Source organism: Pseudomonas sp. LBUM1668 (assembly GCF_059695715.1).
Genome location: NZ_CP166787.1, coordinates 5180432 through 5196380, shown reverse-complemented (window position 1 = coordinate 5196380; position 15949 = coordinate 5180432). Strand labels below are relative to the sequence as shown.

Here is a 15949-nt window from a genome sequence, read left to right as displayed (position 1 = left end):
GCGGCAGCTCCTACAGGGGGAATACAAATCCCATGTAGGAGCTGCCGCAGGCTGCGATCTTTTTGCTTAGAGGGTTTTGGACATCCGGCTAGCCATCAACGCCCAACCGAACAGCCCCAGACACAGGACGATCAGCGGCCACGAACGCCATTGCAGATACGGCGTCAGGTTGTGCATCGGCACGACTTCTCCATACAAAATGCCCTGTTCGAACTGCGGAATCTGCTCGGTGATCTGCCCGAACGGGTTGATCAGGCCGGTCACGCCATTGTTGGTGGCGCGGATCATCCAGCGTCCGGCTTCCAGCGCGCGCATCTGCGCCATCTGCAAATGTTGCAGCGGGCCGATCGAGGTGCCGAACCACGTGTCGTTGCTGATCGTCAGCAGCAGGTCGCTGCGCGCCGACAAGCTGGCGGCGAACTCCGGATACACCACTTCGTAGCAGATGAACGGCGCGATCTGATAGCCCTTGGCTTGCAGCATCGGCTGATCAGCGGGGCCGCGGGCGAAGTCCGACATCGGCAGGTCGAAGAATGCGATCAGTCCGCGCAGCACATCCTGCAACGGCACGTATTCACCGAACGGCACCAGTTTCTGCTTCAGGTAAGTGCCATCGCCTTCGCCCACCACAGTGATGCCGTTGTAAAAGCGTCTTTCGTGATGCACCGTCTCGCGGATCGGCACGCCGGTGATCAGCGCCGATTTACGCTCGGCGGCGAAGTTACCCATCATGCTCAGGTAGCCCTCGGCGGACTCCTTGAGTACCGGTACCGCTGTTTCCGGCCAGATCAGCAGATCCACGGGTTTGGAGCGAAAACTCAGATCGCGGTACAGCGCCAGTTGCGCGTTGAGCTGCGCCGGGTCCCACTTCATGCTTTGTTCGACGTTACCCTGAATGGCAGCAACGGTCAGCGGCTCGCCTGACGGGCTGGTCCAGGCGTGGCCCTTGAGTGCAATCCCCGCCACCCAAGGCCCGACCAGCAATAGCAGGCCAACCGCAACAAAAGCCTTGCGACCGGATTGCAGCAGACGCGGCGCGTTGTAGATCAGCGCAGCCGTCAATGCCAGAACGAACGACACCAGCCACATCCCGCCCACCGGCGCGAGACCGGCCAATGGACCGTCGAGCTGGCTGTAACCGGAATAAAGCCACGGGAAGCCAGTGAGGAACCAGCCACGAAAGGCTTCCTGACCGACCCACAACGCAGCAAATGCCAAGGCATCGGCGAGCGGTGCCTCGTTACGGCGCAGCCAGCGTGCCCAGAGCCAAGCGGGCAGGGCGAAGAAAAACGCAATCGCCGCGGTGAACAGCAGCATCAGGAATCCGGCCAACAGCACCGAAGCGCCGCCGAAATGATGAATGCTGTAATAGATCCAACTGGTACCGGCGCCGAACAGGCCGAAACCGAAGCACCAGCCACGTCCTAGCGCCTGGCGCGGGCTCAGCTCGCGCAGACCGGCATAGAACAAACCGACCGCCAGCAGAGCCAGCGGCCAGATATCGAAGGGTGCCAGAGCGAACGTGGTGATTGCACCGGCCGCCACGGCCAGCAGGTTACCGGGCCAGCCGGGGCGGGTTGTCCAGCGCATTTCAGTCCTTAGAATTAACGAGCGATCGGCGACAGTCGCAGCAAGTGAATCCGACGGCTGTCGGCGTTCAGGATGCGGAAACGATAGGCGCCGATTTCAGTGGTTTCGTTGCGTTTTGGCAAGTGCCCGAACGCGCTCATCACCAGGCCGCCGACGGTGTCGAACTCGTCGTCGGAGAACTCGCTGTCGAAGAACTCGTTGAAGTTCTCGATCGGCGTCAGTGCCTTGATCAGGAAGTCACCGCTGGGCAGCGGCTTGATGTAGCTGTCTTCTTCGACGTCGTGCTCGTCTTCGATGTCGCCGACGATTTGTTCCAGCACGTCTTCGATGGTCACCAGACCGGCCACGCCGCCGTATTCGTCGATGACGATGGCCATGTGGTTGTGGTTGGCGCGAAACTCACGCAGCAACACGTTCAGACGCTTGGACTCCGGCACGAAGGTGGCCGGGCGCAGCAGATCCTTGATGTTGAAGCTGTCGCCGTTTTCCTTGAGGATCAGCGGCAGCAGATCCTTGGCCAGCAGCACGCCCATCACGTCGTCATGGCTTTCGCCGATGACCGGATAGCGCGAGTGGGCGGAATCGACCACGGCCGGGAGGAATTCACGCGGTGTCTGGGTCGCCTTGATGCTGATCATCTGCGAACGCGGCACCATGATGTCGCGAACTTGCAGGTCAGCCACCTGAATGGCGCCTTCGACGATGGCCAGCGCTTCGCTGTCCAGCAGTTTGTTCTGATGTGCATCGCGCAGCAGCTCAAGGAGCTCCTGGCGGTTCTTCGGCTCGTGGGCAAAAGCCTGGGTCAGTTTACCCAGCCATGACTTCTGCCCGTTGCTCGATCGATCTTCGCTCATAGCGATTACTCTGAATCCTTTGTTATAACGATAGGGGATGGTTCGGTTTCGTCGTCCGCGTACGGATCGGGATAGCCCAGTTCAGCAAGCAACTCGCGTTCCAGTGCTTCCATTTCTTCGGCTTCTTCGTCATCTATATGGTCGTAACCAAGCAGATGCAAGCAGCCGTGAATGACCAGATGTGCCCAATGGGCCTTTAGTTCCTTGCCTTGTTCAGCAGCTTCGCGCTCAACCACGGCCACGCAGATCACCAGATCGCCGAGCAGCGGGATGTCGAGAAACTCGTCGGGCACGTCAGCCGGGAACGACAGGACGTTGGTCGCGTAATCCTTCTGGCGCCAGGTGTGATTGAGCTCACGACCTTCTTCCTCGTCGACCAGACGAATGGTCATTTCCGAGTCAGCGGTGCGCTGGCGCAGGGCCAGTTCGCACCATTGACGGAAGTCGGCTTCACTCGGGGCGCTCGCTTCGGTAGCGATTTGCAGGTCTAGTTCAAGCATTTCGCGAAGTGTCCTTGGGCGCGTCGTCACGGTTTTCGAAGCGCTCGTAGGCTTCAACGATCCGCTGCACCAGCGGATGGCGCACAACGTCTTTAGGCATGAAGTGTGTGAAGCTGATACCCGGCACGTCTTTGAGCACTTCGATCACGTGGTGCAGGCCCGACTTGGTGCCTTTCGGCAGATCGACCTGGGTGATGTCACCGGTGATAACTGCGGTAGAGCCGAAACCGATACGCGTCAGGAACATCTTCATCTGTTCGACGGTGGTGTTCTGGCTTTCGTCGAGAATGATGAAGCTGTTGTTCAGCGTGCGACCGCGCATGTAGGCCAGCGGCGCGACTTCGATCACCTGACGTTCGATCAGCTTGGCCACGTATTCGAAGCCGAGCATTTCGTAGAGAGCGTCATAGAGCGGGCGCAGGTAGGGGTCGATCTTCTGCGACAGATCACCGGGCAGGAAACCGAGCTTTTCACCCGCCTCAACCGCCGGACGCACCAGCAGGATGCGCCGGATCTGCTCGCGCTCCAGTGCATCGACCGCGCAGGCCACGGCCAGATAGGTCTTGCCGGTACCGGCCGGGCCTATGCCGAAGTTGATGTCGTTACCGAGAATTTCCTTCACGTAGCGCAACTGATTCAAGCCGCGAGGGCGAATCATGCCTTTTTTGGTGCGCAGGGCGACGGAGGCTTCCGCGGGGGCGTGGTTGTCCAGCTCGACGACGGCTGATTCCTGCAGGAACAGGTGAACCATATCTGGCGACAACTCCGTACCCTTGGTTTCGCGGTACAGGCGGCGAATCAGATTTTCCGCAGACGTGGTGTGCTTGGGGTCGCCGATCAGCTCGAACTGGTTTCCGCGGTTACGGATCTCGATGCTCAGGCGCTGTTCGATCAAGCGCAAATGCTCGTCGAACTGCCCGCACAGATTGGCGAAGCGATGAGCCTCAAAGGGCTCGAGAATAAAACGATGTGGTTCTATGGGAGCGTTCAAGGTCGTATTTAGCCGCCCTGGGGCAATTAAGATGAAATCAAGGATAACGCCAGTGGCCTGGGTGCGAAAGCTCTTAAATATCGCTGCCGCTCTCGAGCGCTTTCTCTATGGCTGAAGAATTCATCTGTGGCGAGGGGATTTATCCCCGATCGGCGGCGCAGCCGTCGTAAAACCATCCAGTGCGGCATATCAGATGCACCGCAGTTGCAGGTTTTGGGGGCGCTTCGCACCCCATCGGGGATAAATCCCCTCGCCACAAAAACCTTCTCCCACAGAGGAGATATGTTGTTACTGGATCAGCGAGCCGCGCAACGAGTGCGGTTGCGCCGCGTCGATGTGCACATCTGCGAACTGGCCGATCAGGGTTGGATTGTCGCAGCGGAAGTTGACGATCCGATTATTCTCGGTGCGCCCTTGCAGTTCGCCCGGGTCTTTCTTCGAGTAATCGGTCACCAGAATGCGCTGGGTCGAGCCGACCATTTGTCGGCTGATTTCGAAACCTTGCTGATTCAGGCGGTGCTGAAGCGCGTTCAGGCGTTCTTTCTTCAGCGCTTCCGGCGTGTCGTCGGTCAAATCGGCGGCCGGTGTGCCCGGGCGCTGGCTGTAAACGAACGAGTAGGAAAAGTCGAAACCGACGTCTTCGATCAGCTTCATGGTCTGTTCGAAGTCTTTTTCGGTTTCGCCCGGGAAGCCGACGATGAAGTCCGAGCTGATGCAAATTCCCGGCACCGCCGCGCGCAGTTTGCGCAATTTGGATTTGTACTCCAGCGCCGTGTGGTTGCGTTTCATTGCCGCCAGAATCCGGTCGGACCCCGATTGCACCGGCAAGTGCAGGTGCTTCACCAGTTCCGGTACTTCGGCGTGGGCCTGGATCAGGCTGTCGGAGAACTCCAGCGGATGCGAGGTGGTGTAGCGAATGCGATCGATGCCATCGACGGCGGCGACTACGCGGATCAATTCGGCAAGATCGGCCAGACGACCGTCATGGGTGGTGCCGCGATAGCCGTTGACGTTCTGCCCCAGCAAAGTCACTTCACGCACGCCGTTTTCGGCCAGATGAATGATCTCGGCGAGCACGTCGTCGAAGGGGCGGCTGACCTCTTCGCCGCGGGTATAAGGCACCACGCAGAACGTGCAGTACTTGCTGCAACCCTCCATCACCGACACGTAAGCACTCGGGCCGTCGATGCGCGGCTCGGGCAAGTGGTCGAACTTTTCGATTTCCGGGAACGAGACGTCGACTTGCGGCAATTTGGTGATGCGTGCGGCGTCGATCATTTCCGGCAGGCGGTGCAGGGTCTGCGGGCCGAACACCACGTCGACGTACGGTGCGCGATCACGGATCGCCGCGCCTTCCTGGCTGGCCACGCAACCGCCGACGGCAATCACCATGTCCGGGTTGGCCAGTTTCAGTTCGCGCCAGCGGCCCAGTTGCGAGTAGACCCGGTCCTGGGCGCGCTCGCGGATCGAGCAGGTATTGAGCAGAATCACGTCGGCATCTTCGGCGCGAGCAGTGACTTCCAGGGCCTGATGTTCACCCAGCAGATCGACCATGCGCGAGCTGTCGTACTCGTTCATCTGGCAACCGTGGGTTTCGATGTAAAGCTTCTTGGCCATGGATTAGGATCGTCACGTGATTCAAAGAACCGCGCATTATAGGGAACATGTCTCCATGTTCCTACCGTTGTGCGTCCGGTGGCTATGCTATAGTTCGCGCCCTCATTTTTATCCCCGATGTTATCCGCCCGCCATGACCAAACGCGAAGCTCCAATCTACAAGGTGATTTTCCTCAACCAGGGCCAGGTGTTCGAAATGTACGCCAAGCAGATCTATCAAAGTGATCTGTGGGGCTTCCTGGAAGTGGAAGAGTTCGTCTTTGGCGAGCGCACGCAGATGGTCGTCGATCCGAGCGAAGAAAAGCTCAAGGCACAATTCGAAGGCGTGGTGCGCAGCTTTGTGCCGATGCATTCGATCGTGCGCATCGACGAGGTCGAGCGTCTGGGTACACCGAAAATCAGCGAAGCCCGTGGCACGGTCGGCAATGTGATGCCGTTTCCGATGCCGATGCCTGAGAAGTAAAACCCTTTTCTGTGGCTGAAGAAGATTTAGTGGCTGAACAGGATTCAGTGGCTGAATAGGATTTAGTTGAGTGGCTGAACAGGTTTTATTTGTGGCGAGGGGATTTATCCCCGATGGGCTGCGAAGCGGCCCCAAAACCTGCAATCAAACTCTTTCTGACACACCGCAGCGAATGGTTTGCGACTGCTGCGCAGCCGATCGGGGATAAATCCCCTCGCCACAAAATCCCATCAGCCATATGAACCCTAGAGGTCAGCAGAACTCAGGGCAGTGGCGAAAACGGCGTACGCCCATCGGCGCTCTGCAATTCCATCAGGTATTTACGGAAAATTTGCCCGAGCACCTGCGTGGCAGTTTCGAGGTCTTCGCGGGACATTTTTTCAGAGACTTCGTCGGCAGTGTCCAGCGCCTCTTCGGCGCCGTTGACCGCAGCCATCTTCAGCACGATGTACGCCTGAATGTTATTGGCCTGAACGCCTTCACCGTGGAAAAACATGGTGCCGAGCTTGAATTGCGCCTGGGCGTGGCCTTGCAGCGAGGCCTTTTCAAAATAGCTCAGGGCTTGATTGAGGTCGCGCGGCGCATTCTTGCCGTCGTAGTAGAACTCACCCAACTCATATTGCGCTTGCGCATCCCCTTCATCCGCAGCCTTTTGGCAGGCAGCCAGTGCCTGCGTGACGTCTTGCGGCTGAGTATTGAGGGTGCAACGACCCATCGCCGGGATCAACAACGAGTTGCCGCCTGCTTGTGCATGCGCGAGCAGGGGCTGAAGGAGCAACAGGCAGCCCAAGGCAAGGGTGCGGCCGGTGCGGTTCATGGGAATCGACTTACCTCTGAAGGGCACGCGGACCCATCGAGGGATCCAATAAGCGCGCATTATGAAATAAGCAGGGCCAACCTTACAAAGTCTTTACTCGTTTTTCTGCTGCGCGGGGAATATATCGCCCACTTTAGGCGGATATTTAGCAGAGGCGTCGGAAAAACAGCTCGGGTGTAGGTGAAAGCTGACGCTGGCAATGGCCAACGTCAGCGGTTCGGCGATTATTTCAGTTTGGCGAAGGCGCGCTCGGCTGCATCCAGCGTCAACTTCAACTCGGCTTCGCCGTGGGCGATAGAGGTGAAACCGGCTTCGAATGCACTCGGCGCCAGGTACACGCCGCCTTCCAGCATCAGGTGGAAGAAGCGACCGAAGAGGGCAGCGTCGCTGGCCATCACGTCTTCAAAGGTGACGATGTCGTCGGCACCGCTGAAGTACAGGCCGAACATGCCGCCGGCCTGAGTGGTCACGAACGGAATACCTGCTGCATCGGCGCGTTGTTGCAGGCCGTCGAGCAGGCGAGTGGTGTAATCGGTCAGTTCGTCGTGGAAACCCGGACGGCTGATCAAGCGCAGAGTGGTCAAACCGGCAGCCATGGCCAGCGGGTTACCCGACAGTGTGCCGGCCTGGTAAACCGGGCCCAGCGGCGCGATGCGCTCCATGATTTCACGCTTGCCGCCGAAACAGCCGACCGGCATACCGCCACCGATGATCTTGCCGAAGGTCGTCAGGTCTGGCTTCACGCCGTAGTAAGCCTGTGCGCCACCGAGGGCCACGCGGAAACCGGTCATCACTTCGTCGAAAATCAGCACAACGCCATGCTTGTCGCACAGCGAGCGCAGACCTTCGAGGAAGCCCGACGCTGGCGGCACGCAATTCATGTTGCCGGCCACTGGCTCAACGATAATGCACGCGACTTCCTGGCCGACTTCGCCAAGCATTTTTTCTACCGCGTCGATGTCGTTGAACGGCAGGGTCAGCGTGTGTTTGGCGAACGCTGCCGGTACACCCGCCGAACTCGGAACGCCTTGGGTGAGTGCGCCGGAACCGGCCTTGACCAGCAGGCTGTCGGAGTGGCCGTGGTAGCAGCCTTCGAATTTGATGATGCTGTCGCGGCCGGTGAAACCACGGGCCAGACGAATCGCACTCATGGTCGCTTCGGTGCCGGAGCTGACCATGCGCACCATGTCCATCGACGGCACCAGCGAGCAGACCAGGTCGGCCATCTCGGTTTCCATTGCGGTCGGCGCGCCGTACGACAAGCCGTGTTGCAGTTGATTGCGCACCGCGTCCAGCACGTCCGGGTGGCTGTGGCCAAGAATCATCGGGCCCCACGAGCCAACGTAATCGACATAACGCTTGTCGTCTTCGTCAGTGACGTAGGCGCCTTCGGCGTGTTTGAAGAACAACGGCGTGCCACCCACGCTCTTGAACGCGCGAACCGGCGAGTTCACGCCACCGGGAATGTGTTTCTGGGCATTGGCAAACAGGGTTTCGGAACGAGACATGATCGGGCTCTCAAAAATCAGGATTTGAACAATTCATTGAATGCGCGGGCGCGGCGGGTCACTTCGGCGGTGCTGTCGGCACCGAACAAACCGTGGACCACAGCAAGCAAGTCGACGCCGTGGGCCACCAGCGGCGCCGCGTTGTCGAGGGTGATGCCGCCAATCGCGCAGATCGGTAGATGCAGCGCATGTTTGGCTTCGTCGAGCAGATCGAGGCTGCAAGTCGGCGCGCCGGGTTTGGTGCTGGAATTGAAGAAACGACCGAAGGCGACGTAACTCGCACCTTCCTTGGCAGCCTGTTGGGCCAGTTCGATTTGCGCGTGGCAAGTCGAGCCGATGATGGCTTTCGAGCCGAGCAGGGCGCGGGTCGGTGACAGCGGGCCGTCGGTCTGGCCCAGATGCACACCGACGTTCAGGCGCGCAGCCAGTTCGGCGTCATCGTTGATGATCAGCTGCGTCTTGTAGCGTTCGCACAGATCGCGCAGCGCCTCGGCCTCGCGCAGACGGCGGGCCTCGTCGCTGCTCTTGTCGCGGTATTGCAGCAGGGTGACGCCGCCTTCCAGCGCCGCCTCCACATACGACAGGAACTTACCGGCCAGCAACTGGCTGTCGGTAATGGCGTACAGGCCACGTAGTTTCATCAGGCAGACCTCACGACTTTACGAACAGAAATCCAGCGGCAGGCGACGCGGGACGAACTGGCCTTTGCCCAGTTGTTCGGCATCGCGCAGGGTGCGCCAGGTGTAATCCAGTGCACTGCGCACGGCGCTGGCGAGGTTTTCACCTTGCGCCAGGCGACCGGCCAAGGCACTGGCGAGAGTGCAGCCAGAACCGTGATAACTGCCCGGCAAACGCTGGCAGTAAAAGGTTTCACGCAGGCCGTCGCGGCTGTACAGGCGATTGTGGATTTCAGTTTCGTCGCCGTGGCCACCGGTAATCAGCAGGTTCTTGACGAACGGCAAAAGTTTTTCAGCGCACTCGTCCGCAGTGCCTTCGGGCAGTTCGGCGAGGATGCGTGCTTCGGGAAGGTTGGGGGTGGCAATGATCGACAGTGGCAGCAGACGCTCGCGCATCGCATAGCCGACTTCGTCCTTGCCCAGACGTCCGCCGCCGCCGGCGCGCAGCACCGGGTCGCAGACCACCGGCAAGTGCGGGTGCGCGGACAGCAGTTCGACAACGGTGTCGACCATTTCCAGCGAACCGAGCATGCCCAGTTTGACCGCAGCGACTTCGGAATCGTTGAGCACGGCATTGGCCTGGGCCAACACCCACTCACGGTCGAGGACGCGGAAGTCAGTGACGTTGACGGTGTCTTGCACGGTCAGGGCGGTGACGGCCGGAGCCGCATGGCAACCCTGCGCGAGCAGGGCTTCGATATCTGCCTGCAAGCCGGCGCCACCACTGGGGTCGTGGCCGGAGAGACAGAGGACAACGGGGCGGGAGCTGTAGATATTCATGGTGCGCGAGCTTACCACCAAAGCTGATTTTCGGGTGTGGCTGGCGTAGCAAGATCAAAAGATCGCAGCCTTGGGCAGCTCCTACAGGGAACGCATTCCAGTGTAGGGGCTGCCGGAGGCTCGGGCCGCGTTCGTACGATCTTTTGATCTACCTGACCAACCCAACAGCTCTAGCGCGGTGCTTTGCTCTAGAACGCCCGTTCTAGAGCCTTTGTAGGAAAAATTCCGATGGTGCTCAATGGCCATCAACGGCTATGCTAGTCTGGATCCAAACCAATAACAGGTAATACCGGTTTTACGTCTACTCAAAAGGAATGGGGGGGCTTCCTGACACAACCGGACGAGCCACGCTGGGGCTTCAATGCGCTATCTGCTGATGTTGCTGTTCTGCTTGCCCCTCATGGCGAGCGCTGTCGAGTTCGACGAATTCACCCAGAGCCTCCCTCTGGGCCGGTCACTGCAAGTGTTCGAAGACCCGAGCGGTCAGGCGAGCATTGCCGATGTCCGTGCGCAGGCCGCTGCCGGCAATTTCAAAACCCACGACAAAGCCACGCTCAATGCCGGGTACTCGCGCTCGGCGTTCTGGCTGAAGATCGACCTGCATTACCGCCCGAGCAATCCGGCCGCCCAGCGCACCTGGCTGCTGGAGTTGGCGTATCCGCCGCTCGACCATCTCGACCTGTATCTGCCCGACGCCCATGGCGACTTTCGCCTGATCCGGCAAACCGGCGATGCCTTGCCGTTCGCCAGTCGTGAGATCCGCCAGAACAACTATCTGTTCGACCTGACGTTCGCGCCCGATCAACAGCAGACCGTGTACCTGCGACTCGCCAGCGAAGGTTCGATCCAGGCGCCGGTGACATTGTGGTCGAGCACTGCGTACCTCGAAGATCAGCCGGTGCGCCTGTACGTGCTGGGCATCATTTATGGCGTACTGCTGGGGATGGTGGTCTACAACCTGTTCATTTACCTGAGTGTGCGAGACACCAGCTACCTCTATTACATCTTCTACATTGCCTCGTTCGGCCTCTATCAACTGTCGGTGAATGGCGCGGCGGTCGAGTATTTCTGGCCGAACAATCCGTGGTGGGCCAATGCCGCCACCCCGTTCTTCATCGGTTGCGCGGGGCTGTTCGGCAGCCAGTTCGCCCGCAGCTTTTTGCAGACCAGGATGCACAGCCGCTGGCTCGACCGCTTGCTGATCGCCTTGATCGCATTCGGTGCGCTGGTGGTCGGTCTGTCGTTGATGGCCAGTTACGCCTTGGCCTTGCGCCTCGCAACAACGTTGGCGCTGACCTTCACCGTGGTGATTTTCGCCGCCGGGATTCTGGCCTGGTGCCGCGGCCTGCGGGTGGCGCGTTACTTCATCATCGCCTGGTCGGCGTTCTTGCTCGGCGGCATCGTCAACACGCTGATGGTGCTCGGTTTGCTGCCGAACGTATTCCTGACCATGTACGCCAGCCAGATCGGCTCGGCCATCGAGGTGGCGCTTTTGTCGCTGGCGCTGGCCGACCGCATCAACGCGATGCGCGAGCAACAGGCGCAGACTCTGTTCGATGCCGGGCAGAAACTCGAAGTCCTCAACCAGCAACTCGCCCACAGCAACAAGCTCAAGGATGAATTCCTCGCAACCCTGACCCACGAACTGCGCACGCCGATGAACGGTGTTATCGGCTCGCTGGAGCTGATGCAGACCGTCGACCTGGACCCGGAACTTGAGCAGTACCAGCAAACTGCTGCCAGTTCTGCCCGGGACATGATGCGCATGGTCAATGGCATCCTCACCCTTACCGAGTTGCAGGCCGGCAAGCTCAAGGCGACACCGGGCACTTTCAGCCTGCGCGGCGTGGTCGAGGCATTACGCCTGCAATTTGAAAGTAATGCGGCGAGCAAGTCGCTGGACTTCAAGGTCGACGTGCTGCCGACCCTGCCGGATCGCCTGAACGGCGACAGCACGAAACTGGCGCAATGTCTGGAATGCTTGCTGGATAACGCGATCAAGTTCACCCGCGTGGGCGGTCTGGCGCTGCGCGTTACCGGCAAACCGTCGACGGACAATCGTATGGCACTGTCGTTTGCGGTGATCGACACCGGCATCGGCTTCACCGATCTGGGCGAGGCGACGATGTATCAGCGCTTCTTCCAGCTCGACGGTTCGATGACCCGTGAGTACGGCGGGCTGGGCGTCGGGCTGGCGATTTGCCGACAATTGGTGGAGTTGCTCGGCGGCAAGCTCACCCACCGTTCCGAGCCGGGAAGTGGCAGCCGCTTTCAACTGGACGTGGAGTTCGAACTGCCGGTGGTCGAACCTGCGCCAATAGCGACGCCTGCCCGCGATTGCATGCGCGCACCACAGGACTGCACGGTGCTGCTGGTCGATAACAACAGCGTCAATCAACTGGTGATGCGCGGCATGCTGCTCAAGCTCGGTTTCCGCGTGCGCACCGCCGACAACGGTCCGGCAGCGCTCGATTACCTGCGGCGCGAAAGCTTCGACGCGGTGCTGATCGATTGCCAGTTGCCTGCTCATGACGGCGCGGCATTGTGCTGCCAGATCCACGCGTTGCCGGGTTGCGCGCATTTGCCGGTGTTCATGCTGGCGCTGAGTGCCGACCGCGAGATGTGCAGCTCTGGCGCGGTGATTGATTACCTGAACAAACCAGTGAAATTCGAAGATTTGCAGGCGGCGCTGGAGCGGCGCGTGCTCTGCTGTTGATAGGGTAAAAGCGCCGCAAAAACGGCGGATATGACACTTTGTTCGGCGTGGGGGCGGTGCTTAACTGACCTTCTCGCTGAAGAAGGAACCCGTCATGAACCTGCATCAGTTCGCCGAAACCCACGAAGTCACCAACCAGCCGCCGTCGCTGGACGGCAGCAACCTGTACCGCATTGATCTGCCGTTGCAGGAGTGGTCGCGCCGGTTTGGCGCCGGTTGGGCCGAATCGCGGATCGACGCCTACGGTGCTCTCGCGGGCGGGCCGCTGATGGAAGCCGGGTTCCTCGCCAATCAAAACAAACCGGTATTCGCCAGCCATGACCGCTACGGTCATCGCATCGATCTGGTGGAATTCCATCCCGCTTATCACGAGCTGATGCGCACGGCCATCGAGCATGGCCTGACGTCCTTGCCATGGGCGCACCCGCAGGACGGCGCTCACGTTGCCCGGGCCTCCATGAGTTACCTGCACAGCCAGGCCGAGGCCGGCAGTGGCTGCCCGTTGACCATGACGTTCGCCAGCGTTCCGGCCCTGCGTTTGCAGCCGAACCTGGCCGAGCAATGGCTGCCGAAAATCCTCGCCACCGAATACGACCCGCGCAATGTCGGCATGGCGCATAAGGCCGGGGTCACCATCGGCATGGCGATGACCGAGAAACAGGGCGGCACCGACGTGCGCGCCAATACCACCAAAGCCTATCCGGTCGGTGCCAGCGGGCCGGGCGAGGCCTATGAACTGGTCGGGCACAAGTGGTTCTGCTCGGCGCCGATGTGTGATGCATTCCTCACGCTGGCGCAGACCGACAAAGGCCTGACTTGTTTTCTGCTGCCGCGCCATCGTCCCGATGACACGCGCAATCAGTTCTACATCCAGCGCCTGAAAAACAAACTCGGCAACCAGTCCAATGCCTCCAGCGAAGTGGAATTTCGCGGGGCGCTGGCGTGGATGGTCGGCGAAGAGGGGCGCGGCGTGCCGACCATCATCGAAATGGTGGCCATGACCCGTTTCGATTGCATGGTCGGCTCCAGCGCGCTGATGCGTCAGGCGCTGACCCAGGCCAGCCATCACTGCGCGCACCGCATGGTCGGCGGCAAACTGCTCAGCGAACAGCCGTTGATGCAGAACGTGCTGGCCGATCTGGCGCTGGAAAGCGAAGCCGCGCTGGCCCTGAGCCTGCGCATGGGCAAAGCGCTCGATCATCTGGATGATCGCCACGAAGCGCAATTCGCCCGGTTGGTGACGGCGGTTGGCAAATACTGGATCTGCAAACGTGCGCCGGCCATGATCAACGAAGCCGCCGAATGCATGGGCGGTGCGGGTTATGTCGAAGACAGCATCCTGCCGCGGCTGTATCGCGAGGCGCCGGTCAACTCGACGTGGGAAGGTTCGGGCAACGTCCAGTGCCTCGACGTGTTGCGTGCCTTGTCGAAAGAGCCGGGCGTGCTGGATGTGTTGTTCAGCGAACTCGGTGACGGCCATGGCGATAAACGTCTGGCCGTGCATATTCAGCAGTTGCAGGCGCAGTTCAAGGACACGAGCGACATTCAATACCGGGCGCGGCAGTTGACTGAGGATATTGCGCTGGGGCTTCAGGCCAAACTGTTGCTGGAGGCGGGGAATTCGACGGTCAGTGATGCATTTATTGCCAGTCGTCTGAGTGGTGGTGGGCGAGTTTACGGCGCGCTGCCGCGTGGGCTGGACGTCGAAGCCATCGTCGCCCGCTCGACCCCCCGGATTTTCTAATCACATAAATCTCCTGTAGGAGCTGCCGGAGGCTGCGATCTTTTGATCTTATAAACAGCAAGATCAAAAGATCGCAGCCTTCGGCAGCTCCTACAGGGGGCGTGGGAGTCGCACATATTGTGCGGTTGCCAACATGCCACTGTTCCCGTCGCGCCACGATGCAGGCAAGATGAAGCTCTGCAAGTCAGAACACAGGAAGCTGATCGTGACCGAAGCGTTTATTGTCGTTCAAACCGCCGAACAAGCCGTGGATCGTCTGGCCGAGCTGCATGAGCGGGCCACCTCTGCGCTGAATTCGGCGCTCAAGCGGTACCTCAAGGATCGCGTCGAGCCCGACGCCGAGCAGCGTGCCCAGTTTCGTTATCCCGAACTGCGTCTGACCTATCACTGCCAGGGCGAAGTCCCGCAGACCACCCGCGCCTACGCCAAGGTGCAACTGCCGGGCACCTACAGCGTCACCGTCACCCACCCGGCGGCCTTTCGCAAATACCTGCTCGAACAACTTGTGCCGTTGATGCATGACTTCACCGTGACCGTGGAAGTCGGCATCAGCCAGCAAAACATTCCGTATCCGTACGTGGTCGAGCAGGGCGACGAACTGGCCGGCTCCGGCGTGACGGCAGCGGTGCTGGCGCGCGTGTTCCCGAGTACCGATTTGTCTGCCGCCACCGATGGCATCGCCGACGGCCTCTACGATTGGGAAAACACCGATCCGCTGCCATTGGCGCTGTTCGATGCGGCGCGTGTGGATTTCTCGCTGCGCCGTCTGGTGCATTACACCGGCAGCGACTGGCGTCATGTACAGCCGTGGATCCTGCTGACCAACTATCACCGTTACGTCGACCAGTTCATCGTTCATGGTCTGGAGCAATTGCGCAGCGACCCGCGTTTCGTGCGCATGGTGCTGCCGGGCAACGTGATTATCGAAAAGAGCATGGATCACGGCGAAGCCTCGGCAATTGCTGCCGGTGTGGTCTGGCATCGCTACCAGATGCCGGCCTATCACCTGATCGCCAGCGATGGCCACGGCGTGACCCTGGTCAATATCGGTGTCGGCCCGTCCAACGCCAAGAACATCACTGACCATTTGGCGGTGCTGCGTCCGCATTGCTGGCTGATGATCGGTCACTGCGGCGGCCTGCGTCAGTCGCAGACCATCGGCGATTACGTGCTGGCCCACGCCTATATGCGTCGCGACGGTATTCTCGATCGTGTGGTGCCGCCGAACATCCCGATCCCGGCACTGGCCGAAGTGCAAATGGCGCTGCAACAAGCGGCAGCCAATGTCACGGGCGAGAAGGGCGATGATCTGAAAAAACGCCTGCGCACCGGTACCGTATTGACTTACGACGACCGTAACTGGGAACTGCGCTGGGCTCAGGAGCGACCGTTGATTAACCTGTCCCGCGCCGTGGCGGTGGACATGGAAAGCGGCACGATTGCCGCGCAGGGTTATCGCTTGCGAGTGCCGTACGGCACGTTGCTGTGCGTTTCGGACAAACCGCTGCACAGTGAAATCAAGCTGCCGGGTTCGGCCAACGCCTTCTACGAACGCGCGGTCAGCCAGCACTTGAAGATCGGCATCGAAGCGGTCGATCTGCTGCGCACCGAACTCAATTCGCTGCACTCGCGCAAACTGCGCAGCTTCGACGAACCGCCATTCCGCTGATTTGTTGATGGTCATTTAACGGT

13 protein-coding genes are annotated in these 15949 nt (G+C 60.1%); 4 read left to right on the top strand and 9 right to left on the bottom strand.

Annotated elements, in window-relative coordinates:
- Positions 1-66: 66 nt before the first annotated feature.
- The 5 genes from lnt to miaB all read right to left on the bottom strand — a co-directional run bounded on the left by lnt (position 67) and on the right by miaB (position 5552).
- Positions 67-1590, bottom strand: coding sequence for an apolipoprotein N-acyltransferase (gene lnt, locus ACA061_RS23375; RefSeq protein ID WP_042561238.1), 1524 nt, complete (start codon positions 1588-1590; stop codon positions 67-69).
- Between the two features lie 14 nt (positions 1591-1604).
- Entirely contained in the window at positions 1605-2444 is an 840-nt protein-coding gene (locus tag ACA061_RS23370; RefSeq protein ID WP_150602131.1) for a CorC family transporter, read from the bottom strand.
- A gap of 5 nt (positions 2445-2449) precedes the next feature.
- Positions 2450-2944 (bottom strand): rRNA maturation RNase YbeY, encoded by a 495-nt coding sequence (ybeY, locus tag ACA061_RS23365; protein WP_497300116.1) that lies wholly within the window; start codon positions 2942-2944, stop codon positions 2450-2452.
- Positions 2937-3935 carry a PhoH family protein gene (locus tag ACA061_RS23360; RefSeq protein ID WP_150617312.1) on the bottom strand — a complete coding sequence of 333 codons (999 nt, stop codon included), beginning with the start codon at positions 3933-3935 and terminating at the stop codon, positions 2937-2939. The genes ybeY and ACA061_RS23360 overlap by 8 nt, the downstream gene beginning before the upstream one ends.
- 288 nt (positions 3936-4223) lie before the next feature.
- Entirely contained in the window at positions 4224-5552 is a 1329-nt protein-coding gene (gene miaB / locus ACA061_RS23355; RefSeq protein ID WP_150602134.1) for a tRNA (N6-isopentenyl adenosine(37)-C2)-methylthiotransferase MiaB, read from the bottom strand.
- A gap of 133 nt (positions 5553-5685) precedes the next feature.
- Here miaB and ACA061_RS23350 point away from each other — a divergent pair, with 133 nt between their 5' ends.
- Positions 5686-6015, top strand: a complete 330-nt coding sequence (locus tag ACA061_RS23350; RefSeq protein WP_042561234.1) for a DUF1820 family protein — start codon at positions 5686-5688, stop codon at positions 6013-6015.
- Between the two features lie 262 nt (positions 6016-6277).
- On the opposite strand, the gene ACA061_RS23345 is transcribed toward ACA061_RS23350, so the two are convergent.
- The 4 genes from ACA061_RS23345 to ACA061_RS23330 all read right to left on the bottom strand — a co-directional run bounded on the left by ACA061_RS23345 (position 6278) and on the right by ACA061_RS23330 (position 9797).
- The gene (locus ACA061_RS23345) at positions 6278-6832 is read right to left on the bottom strand and encodes a tetratricopeptide repeat protein (protein ID WP_042561233.1); all 555 of its coding nucleotides are present in this window, start codon (positions 6830-6832) and stop codon (positions 6278-6280) included.
- Between the two features lie 224 nt (positions 6833-7056).
- Positions 7057-8340 (bottom strand): glutamate-1-semialdehyde 2,1-aminomutase, encoded by a 1284-nt coding sequence (gene hemL, locus ACA061_RS23340; RefSeq protein WP_210554860.1) that lies wholly within the window; start codon positions 8338-8340, stop codon positions 7057-7059.
- A gap of 17 nt (positions 8341-8357) precedes the next feature.
- Positions 8358-8981 carry a thiamine phosphate synthase gene (gene thiE / locus ACA061_RS23335; protein WP_497300115.1) on the bottom strand — a complete coding sequence of 208 codons (624 nt, stop codon included), beginning with the start codon at positions 8979-8981 and terminating at the stop codon, positions 8358-8360.
- A gap of 18 nt (positions 8982-8999) precedes the next feature.
- Positions 9000-9797, bottom strand: a complete 798-nt coding sequence (locus ACA061_RS23330) for a hydroxymethylpyrimidine/phosphomethylpyrimidine kinase (RefSeq protein WP_047303578.1) — start codon at positions 9795-9797, stop codon at positions 9000-9002.
- 361 nt (positions 9798-10158) lie between these two features.
- On the opposite strand from ACA061_RS23330, the gene ACA061_RS23325 reads away from it, so the two are divergent.
- The 3 genes from ACA061_RS23325 (at position 10159) to amn (ending at position 15926) form a co-directional block, all read left to right on the top strand.
- On the top strand, positions 10159-12513 hold the full coding sequence (locus ACA061_RS23325; protein WP_497300114.1) for a hybrid sensor histidine kinase/response regulator: 2355 nt from the start codon (positions 10159-10161) through the stop codon (positions 12511-12513).
- A gap of 94 nt (positions 12514-12607) precedes the next feature.
- Positions 12608-14257, top strand: a complete 1650-nt coding sequence (locus tag ACA061_RS23320) for an acyl-CoA dehydrogenase family protein (protein ID WP_497300113.1) — start codon at positions 12608-12610, stop codon at positions 14255-14257.
- Between the two features lie 169 nt (positions 14258-14426).
- A complete protein-coding gene (gene amn / locus ACA061_RS23315) occupies positions 14427-15926 on the top strand; it encodes an AMP nucleosidase (RefSeq protein ID WP_191627704.1) in 1500 nt (499 codons plus the stop codon).
- The last annotated feature ends 23 nt before the right edge of the window (positions 15927-15949 follow it).